At 67.5% G+C, this 6,945-nt stretch carries 7 protein-coding genes; 4 read left to right on the top strand and 3 right to left on the bottom strand.

What is annotated here, in order from left to right:
• Positions 1-538 precede the first annotated feature (538 nt).
• From GVY39_RS29675 to GVY39_RS34110, 3 genes are all read left to right on the top strand, one after another.
• Positions 539-1,465, top strand: coding sequence for an ATP-binding cassette domain-containing protein (locus tag GVY39_RS29675; RefSeq protein WP_159930222.1), 927 nt, complete (start codon positions 539-541; stop codon positions 1,463-1,465).
• Positions 1,462-2,271, top strand: coding sequence for an ABC transporter permease (locus GVY39_RS29670; RefSeq protein WP_159930221.1), 810 nt, complete (start codon positions 1,462-1,464; stop codon positions 2,269-2,271). The genes GVY39_RS29675 and GVY39_RS29670 overlap by 4 nt, the downstream gene beginning before the upstream one ends.
• Positions 2,272-2,342: 71 nt before the next feature.
• Positions 2,343-2,672, top strand: coding sequence for a hypothetical protein (locus tag GVY39_RS34110; protein WP_201295392.1), 330 nt, complete (start codon positions 2,343-2,345; stop codon positions 2,670-2,672).
• Here the strand turns inward: GVY39_RS34110 and GVY39_RS34105 are convergent.
• Both GVY39_RS34105 and GVY39_RS34100 read right to left on the bottom strand, forming a co-directional pair.
• On the bottom strand, positions 2,647-2,826 hold the full coding sequence (locus GVY39_RS34105) for a hypothetical protein (RefSeq protein ID WP_201295391.1): 180 nt from the start codon (positions 2,824-2,826) through the stop codon (positions 2,647-2,649). The genes GVY39_RS34110 and GVY39_RS34105 overlap by 26 nt on opposite strands.
• Before the next feature lie 204 nt (positions 2,827-3,030).
• Entirely contained in the window at positions 3,031-3,219 is a 189-nt protein-coding gene (locus GVY39_RS34100; protein WP_201295390.1) for a hypothetical protein, read from the bottom strand.
• Between the two features lie 494 nt (positions 3,220-3,713).
• On the opposite strand from GVY39_RS34100, the gene GVY39_RS29660 reads away from it, so the two are divergent.
• Positions 3,714-4,379 carry a sigma-70 family RNA polymerase sigma factor gene (locus GVY39_RS29660; RefSeq protein ID WP_159930220.1) on the top strand — a complete coding sequence of 222 codons (666 nt, stop codon included), beginning with the start codon at positions 3,714-3,716 and terminating at the stop codon, positions 4,377-4,379.
• A gap of 1,161 nt (positions 4,380-5,540) precedes the next feature.
• Here GVY39_RS29660 and GVY39_RS29655 read toward each other — a convergent pair.
• Entirely contained in the window at positions 5,541-6,914 is a 1,374-nt protein-coding gene (locus GVY39_RS29655; protein ID WP_159930219.1) for an FAD-dependent monooxygenase, read from the bottom strand.
• Between the last annotated feature and the right edge of the window lie 31 nt (positions 6,915-6,945).

Below are 6,945 nucleotides of genomic sequence, written 5' to 3'. Positions count from 1 at the left end.
CATCCCCTCCGAGCGATGCAACCGGCGGATCTCCGCCCAGTCCTCCACGTTCAGCACCTCATGATCGTTCACGGGTGGGTCAACATTCACCCGGAACCAGAGGGTCAGTATTCAGCCGGACGCGACAACTCTCAGGGCCCACCGACGATCCAGCCCCGATGCCGCACCTTCGGAACATCGGGGAGGTGAGTCGGCCGGGTGTCGGGCTGGTCTACACCGTAGGCAGGTAAGCCACTACCGCACTACAACGGCCCGGTTACAGGGTTTCAGCACACCGCCCATTTGCACGGCCCCTAAGCCAGATGACATCTGGTCTACCCTGCTGGCCGCTGTTCGGATCGCCGCCTGCGTCCAGAGATACCAGTGCTCACCTGACCGGCCGGCCCTCACCGGCGGTCGTTGCGTCCATCTCGCGGTTGGTTCGTCTGAGGAAGCGGACTCGCATCCGCCCGGGTGTGAGAGCACTTCTTTAGAGAGGAACCTTTTCGATGACCATTCACCTGTTCAACGACCTCGCTGACCGCGTCGGGGGTGTGCGATGACCGCCCCGGCGGTCGTGGTCGAGGATCTGCACGTCGCCTACGGCAGAACCTGGGCGCTCGACGGTGTCGACCTGGAAGTCGCTGCTGGGACGACGCTCGGGGTGCTCGGCCACAACGGCGCCGGCAAGACCACCCTGATCCGCGCCCTCACCACTCTGGTGCGGCCCACCGTCGGCCGCGTGCAGATCGCCGGTCTGGACGTGATCGCCGATGCCACCGAGGTTCGCCGACGCATCGGGGTGACCGGTCAATATGCCGGACTCGACGCATTCCTCACCGCCCGGGAGAATTTGGAGCTGATCGGCCGCCTGAACGGGTTGCGCCGCACCGCCCGTACACGTGCCGACGCGCTGATCGACCGGCTCGGGCTGGGTGAGTACTCGGCCCGGCGGGTCGGGGAACTCTCCGGCGGCTCCCGCCGCCGTGTCGATCTGGCCGCAAGCCTCGTCGGCGACCCGTCGGTACTGTTCCTCGATGAGCCGACCACCGGTTTGGACCCCCTGGCCCGTGCCGGACTATGGGACGTCGTCGAGGAGCTCACCACCGCGGGCACCACCGTGGTGCTCACTACCCAATACCTCGAGGAAGCCGACCGGCTCGCCGACCAGATCGTGGTCCTCAGCCGTGGCCGGGTCGCGGCCCGAGGCACCCCTGCCCAGTTGAAGCGGATCGTCGGCGGCAAGGTCCTGCACGCCACCGTCCCCGCCCGGCAGATCGCGGACCTGCCCTTCACCCCGGACACCGAGCGAGTCGACGGCACCCGGGTGCGGGTGTCGGTCACCGTTGATGACGCCCCCACCGCGACCGCGCTGGTTGCCGACCTGCACCGCGACGGTATCGAGGTCACCGACCTGGATGTGACTTCCCCGAGCCTCGATGACGTCTTCACTCACCTCGCCCACACCACAGGAGCCCACCGATGACCACCACGACGACCGCGATCGGGCGTTCCCCGATCGGAGACCAGCTCGCCGCACTGACTGTGCGGAACCTGCGCACCAGCGCCCGTGTCCCGCAGTTGCTGATGTTCTCGCTGACCATGCCGATGGCGATGCTCGTGCTGTTCAGCCAGGTGTTCCGCAGCGTCGCCGCCGGGCCCGGCTTCCCGGCCGGGGTCAGCTACATCGACTTCCTGACCCCGGCCATGCTCGCGGTCTCCACGGTGATGGCCGGCACCAACGCCGGAGTCTCCGCCGCGATCGATCACACCAACGGCATGCACGACCGCTTCGCGGCCCTGCCGATGCGAGCGACGTTGCCCGGGATGGCGCGCACCATCAACGAGGCCGTGTTCACCCTCGCGCGAGCCGCGCTGCTCGGGATCGCCGCCGTCCTGTTGGGTTTCGACTTCCACGGCAACGCGATCGATGCCGTCGCCGCGGTGATGGTCCTGGTCGTGCTAGCGGGAGCGATGAGCGCCCTGTTCGGGCTGATCGGGGACCGGCTACGCCGCCCGGACGTGGTCCAGTTCGCCGGAATGATGGTGATGATGCCGCTGATGTTCGTCTCGAGCGCGTTCGCGCCTATCCAGACCATGCCCGGCTGGATGCAGGCCATCGCGACGGTGAATCCGGTCGCACACGCCACCGACGCCCTGCGCGGGCACGTGCTCGGCACCGCCACCGTCGCCGACACAGCCACCGCCCTGGTCGCGGCGACGGGACTGTGGGCCGCGGTCACCATCATCCCCGTTCTGACGCGTCTGCTTCGGCCGGCGAGCGCTCGCTGAAGACCACTCCCATGTCCCTACCTCGCGAAAGGGGTAGGGCTGGTTGTTTCAGCGGATTTCGGATGTCGTTCATGCTGGAACTCGGCGACGACGAGGCGAGGCGAGAGGGTAAGTCCGCTCGGCGAATTCCGACCTCACGCGTTCCGGTACCACTGGTGGCGCCAGACCTTGACCGCGGAGGCGAGCAGCAGCGCGATCAGAATCGGGATGAGCGCGGCGCTGGGGACGACGCCGAGCAACAGCCCACCGATGATGGTCCCGTGATCGACCCGGCGGCCATGACGAGGACGAATCCGATGTCGGCGCGCAGGATCTGGAAGCTCTGGTCCCGGCTGGAGCGGGCGAACGCGACCAGCATTGTTGGCAGCGAGACCATCAGCGATCAGCTCCGGCGACTTTGATGTCGACTCCGAACAGCAGCACGATCGTCGGGATCAGCAGCTCCCCGCCGGCTACACCCATCAACGCGGCCACGATCCCGATGCAGACACCGGCCAGTGCCGCGCCGCCAACCCGCGCCGCCGTCGGCAGTGCGAGAGTTCCGACCTGGCCCAAGTGACTGATTGCCAGGGCTGCGGCGATGGGTGCGCGAATGAAGCGTTGTCGCCCAGTCGGCCCCGAGCCAGGCCCCGGCGAGGCTGTTGATCAGCAGGTTGGCCGCAATCGTCCAGTGCTGGCTGAGCTCGTCGTAGGGTGAGGCGGTCAGCCGAGCCAGGAGCGCGGTGAGTACGACGATCAAGCTCGTCGCCTTGCTAAGGATCACCGCGTGCAGGCCGCGAATCCGAACAGCCCGACCAGCAGCGGCAACCGGAACTCCCCGCCACCGATCCCGATCAAACCGCCCAGGACGCCGATCACCGCACCCGAGCCGAACACCAGCAGCAGCGCATCGCGCCGCGCTGCGGCCGATGACGTCGATGCTGCCGGGTCCTCAACCGCCTCGCTCACACGGTGAGACGTTAACGCCCCGCACTGGGGCCTCCCGGTCATGGCTGCGGGGATCTCAGAGTTCACCGATATCAAATCTCGCAGTTCGATGCGACGTCGGGATGCAACGATCAGCGGCGTCGAGATCCACCTACCGTACGGGCACAGGTGGGCTGCTGTTTCAGCGGATACGCCCGCTACAGGCGTCGATGGCGCTCATGTGGTGGCGTCGAGCAGATGCAGTTCCTCGGCCACGATCAGATCGACCTCTTCGTCGGTCAGATCCGACAGCAGATGTGTCGTCAGCATCGCTCTCACCTCCTCCCCGCGCTGACGGGGTCTGTCGAACCAGAGATCCGATATCGACTTCGACACCCATACAGACGTGACACTCCGGATCGGGACGCACGGATGCGTCCGATCGCGGTCAGCGCCGTCGGTATCTGTGCTGAGGAATCAAGGCTCGCCACCACGACGGCAGGCGAGGATGCTGGAGAGGGAGAGGAACCCCGATCATGAGCCAGCCAACGGCCACCACCGCGACCACACCACAGCCGCATCCTGGCGATCTCGACCAGCTGTGGCGCCGCTTTTCCGGCGACCTGCGGGCCTTCATCGCCCGCCGTGTCTCACGCCCGGAAGACGCCGATGACATCTTGTCGATCGTGTTCCTGCGGATGGCCAGAAGCTTGGACGATCTGCGCGAGCAGGGCCGGCTGCTTGGCTGGATGTATGCCATCACCCGCAACGCGATCACCGACTACTACCGTTCCGCGGCCCATCGCCGCGAGTTACCCGTCGACGCCGTCCCGGACAACCCCTCCGCGCACGGGGATGAACTCGAGAGCGACGCGGCGGCGGAGAAAGAACTCGCCTCGTGTCTGGTGCCGATGCTTGCCGGGCTGCCCGCCGAGCAGGCCGCGGCGGTGAAGATGGTCGACCTCGATGCGCGCACGCATGCCGCGGCTGCCGGTGAGGCGGGTATCTCGGTCTCCGGGATGAAATCTCGCGTGCAACGCGGACGCGCCGCCCTGCAGGCGCGATTGCGTGCCTGCTGTCAGATCAGCCAGGACCGCACCGGCCACGTGCACGACTACCAGCCCCGCGACGGAGCATGTGGCGGCGCGGCCAGCAGCGACGGGGGCTGCGGCTGTGGTGCCACACCACCCTCCGCCCCGTAGACCGGCACACCGGTTCAGCAACGCCCCGCCGGTCAGCCGCTGGATCACCACGATCGGACAAAGGCGCGGTGCGAGCCATACGAGGCGCGCACCGCACCGTGCCGGATGAGGGGCTACTGGCAGCCGCAGCCGCTGCCTGCCGTGGCCGCCGGAGCGCAGCACCTCGCCTTGTCGCTGGCATCGCAGCACGTGGTCTGCCGTTCGGTGCTGCAACACGCCGGTGCCGCAGACTGCCGTGATGCGTCCATGCGTTCTGCCGCCGAGGACTGGAATTCATTCGGGTGGGTCATGGTGACTCCTGGCTTCGTGGGGATGGGTACCAGGACAGACGGAGGAGAACAGGAAAGGACGCACCGGAAGTCGCCGTGGATGCTCCTGTACCCAGCCGAACGGGATCGCCGCATCATCCGTACCGCCATCGCCCCTGCTCACCGACCTCGCCGACGACGCCCGTGAACTCGGTGATCTCGCTCAGGCATGGCTGGATCGCTGGGTCGCAGGCACCCCCGATCGTGCCGTGCGTATCGCAGGGTTCATCGCCTGGACTCGGACACACAAGCTCACCAGGGGGCTGCGCGTCCACCAGCAGACCTCACCGTTACCGTTGATCACGATCGACGCCGATAGCCATCGCCAAGCACTGCAATCACTGTTCGACCCGAACTCCGTTGTGCCACTGGATGTCCGGGCTGCCGGAGCGCTGGTACTGCTCTACGGCTTGCCAGTGACGCGAATCCACCGCCGGAGCACCGAGGACATCCTCGACATCGGCGCCGATTCCTTTTCTCGACCTCGACCGGCATCCGGTGCTGCTGCCACCACCGCTGGCGCAGATGCTGCGCACGCCGGCTCGCAGACCTCGACGCGCCGGGCCCGCTGCACCGCGGCAGTTCTTGTTCCCCGGTACCCGCACCGTCGACGCGCCGATCGCGGCTGGCACGCTCACGACCAGGCTCAACGCCCATGGAATCAGCGTGCGCGCGCATCGCAACAGTGTGCTGATCGAACTGGCCAGCGAGCTCCCAGGGCCGCTTCTGCCGCACACCGCCAACTTCCACATCTCCACCGCGGTGCGCTGGAGATCGCTCGCAGCCCGCGACTGGACCCACTATCTCGCAGCGCACGAACGTCATCCGACCGGTTGCGACCGATCCCAACGAGCTATCGGTACGAACGGCTCACGAACCCGTCGGGGCGGACCAGCACCGTCCCGTACGGCCAGCCATCCACGAGGTGCACCGGAACGTCGGCCTCCACGTCGGGATCGGCCGTGAGCACGCACCACTGCGATCCGACGAGATCCAGCGTGGACACCCCGTCGGCCACCCACATGTGCGGCAGGCGGGACCCCGGCGCTCCGTCGAGGTCGAGGGCGACGTCCTCGGTGGAGGGGAGCTCCGCGCCGCCGTACCGGTATCCCATGTGCACCACCGGCGCGTTGATCACCCCCGCTGCCTTGCGCGCCTGCGCCATGTCCTTTCCCCAGTGCAGGGACGGATCGTCGAACCGCAGGCGCGCCTGCTCCATCGTCATGAGCGCCACCGGATGGCGTTCCGCGTGATAAGTCTCCAGCAGCTCGGGTCCGGCTTCACCGCGCAGCACGTGCGCGAGCTTCCACGCCAGATTGTGCGCGTCGGCGACGCCGGCGTTCAACCCGAACGCGCCCAGTGGGGGGATCGCGTGCGCCGCGTCGCCCACCAGGAAGACCCGCCCGACGGAGAGCCGATCGGCCACCTGGCCGCGTCCCCGGAACCGCAGCACACTGCGGATCTCCACCTCGATCGACGGGTCGCCGAGCGCGGTGCGGATGAGGTCGGGAGTCGGCTCCGTGTCGAGACGGGTGAGGAACACCCACTCGCGTTCGCCGTCGACGGTCACCAGCAGGCCGGTCGCGTCGGGATGCTCGATATCGCACATCGCGAACGACTTGCGCGGACGCAGATCAGCGCCGAACAGAACACTCGTCGTCTCCTCACCGATCACACCGGGACCGGTGAGGCCGATGCCGAGGACCTGCCGAACCCGGCTGCGCACTCCGTCGGCCGCCACCAGATATCGCGCCCGCACGGTACGCCCATCGGACAGAGTCGCCGTGACGCCGCCGGAGTCCTGCTCGAACGAGTCGAGCGCCACGCCGAACTCCACGTCGCCGGCCTTGGTGATCAGCACGCGGTCGAGCCGGTTCTGTGGGCAGGTGCCGCGGATCCGGGCCGGCGTGTAGGTGAGTTCGTCCGCGGTTTCCGTCTTCCACTCTGCGCTTTCGGTGAAGTCGGCCTCGGCGAGTGTGCGCCCTCTGATCTTTCCCGCCCGCAAGTCGACCGCGGCCTCGTCGACCGCTTGCTCCAGGCCGACCTCGCGCAGGATCTCCACCGTCCGCGACCCGATGCCGGTGGCCCTGGGGTGGGGCGACAGCTCCGGCTTCTCCTCGACGACGAGGGGCTTGACACCGTGGTGGCGCAACAGCACCGCGAGCATCAGCCCAACGGATCCGCCGCCGGCGATCAGAACATCAGTGGATACAGCGTGCCCGTTCATGGGCACACTGTATCCACTCCAGTAGACTCTG

The organism is Nocardia sp. CY15 (genome assembly GCF_009829295.1).
In the GTDB taxonomy this organism is placed as follows: Bacteria; Actinomycetota; Actinomycetes; order Mycobacteriales; family Mycobacteriaceae; genus Nocardia; species Nocardia sputi.
Note: the sequence above shows the minus strand (reverse complement) of the source record. Positions and strands in the feature narration are given on the sequence as shown.

Excerpts from the sequence above, each read along its gene's own strand:
- GVY39_RS29660 (WP_159930220.1), top strand. The coding sequence starts at position 3,714 with ATGAGCCAGCCAACGGCCACCACCGCGACCACACCACAGCCGCATCCT.
- GVY39_RS29670 (WP_159930221.1), top strand. The coding sequence starts at position 1,462 with ATGACCACCACGACGACCGCGATCGGGCGTTCCCCGATCGGAGACCAG.
- GVY39_RS29655 (WP_159930219.1), bottom strand. The coding sequence starts at position 6,914 with ATGAACGGGCACGCTGTATCCACTGATGTTCTGATCGCCGGCGGCGGA.
- GVY39_RS34110 (WP_201295392.1), top strand. The coding sequence starts at position 2,343 with ATGCTGGAACTCGGCGACGACGAGGCGAGGCGAGAGGGTAAGTCCGCT.
- GVY39_RS29675 (WP_159930222.1), top strand. The coding sequence starts at position 539 with ATGACCGCCCCGGCGGTCGTGGTCGAGGATCTGCACGTCGCCTACGGC.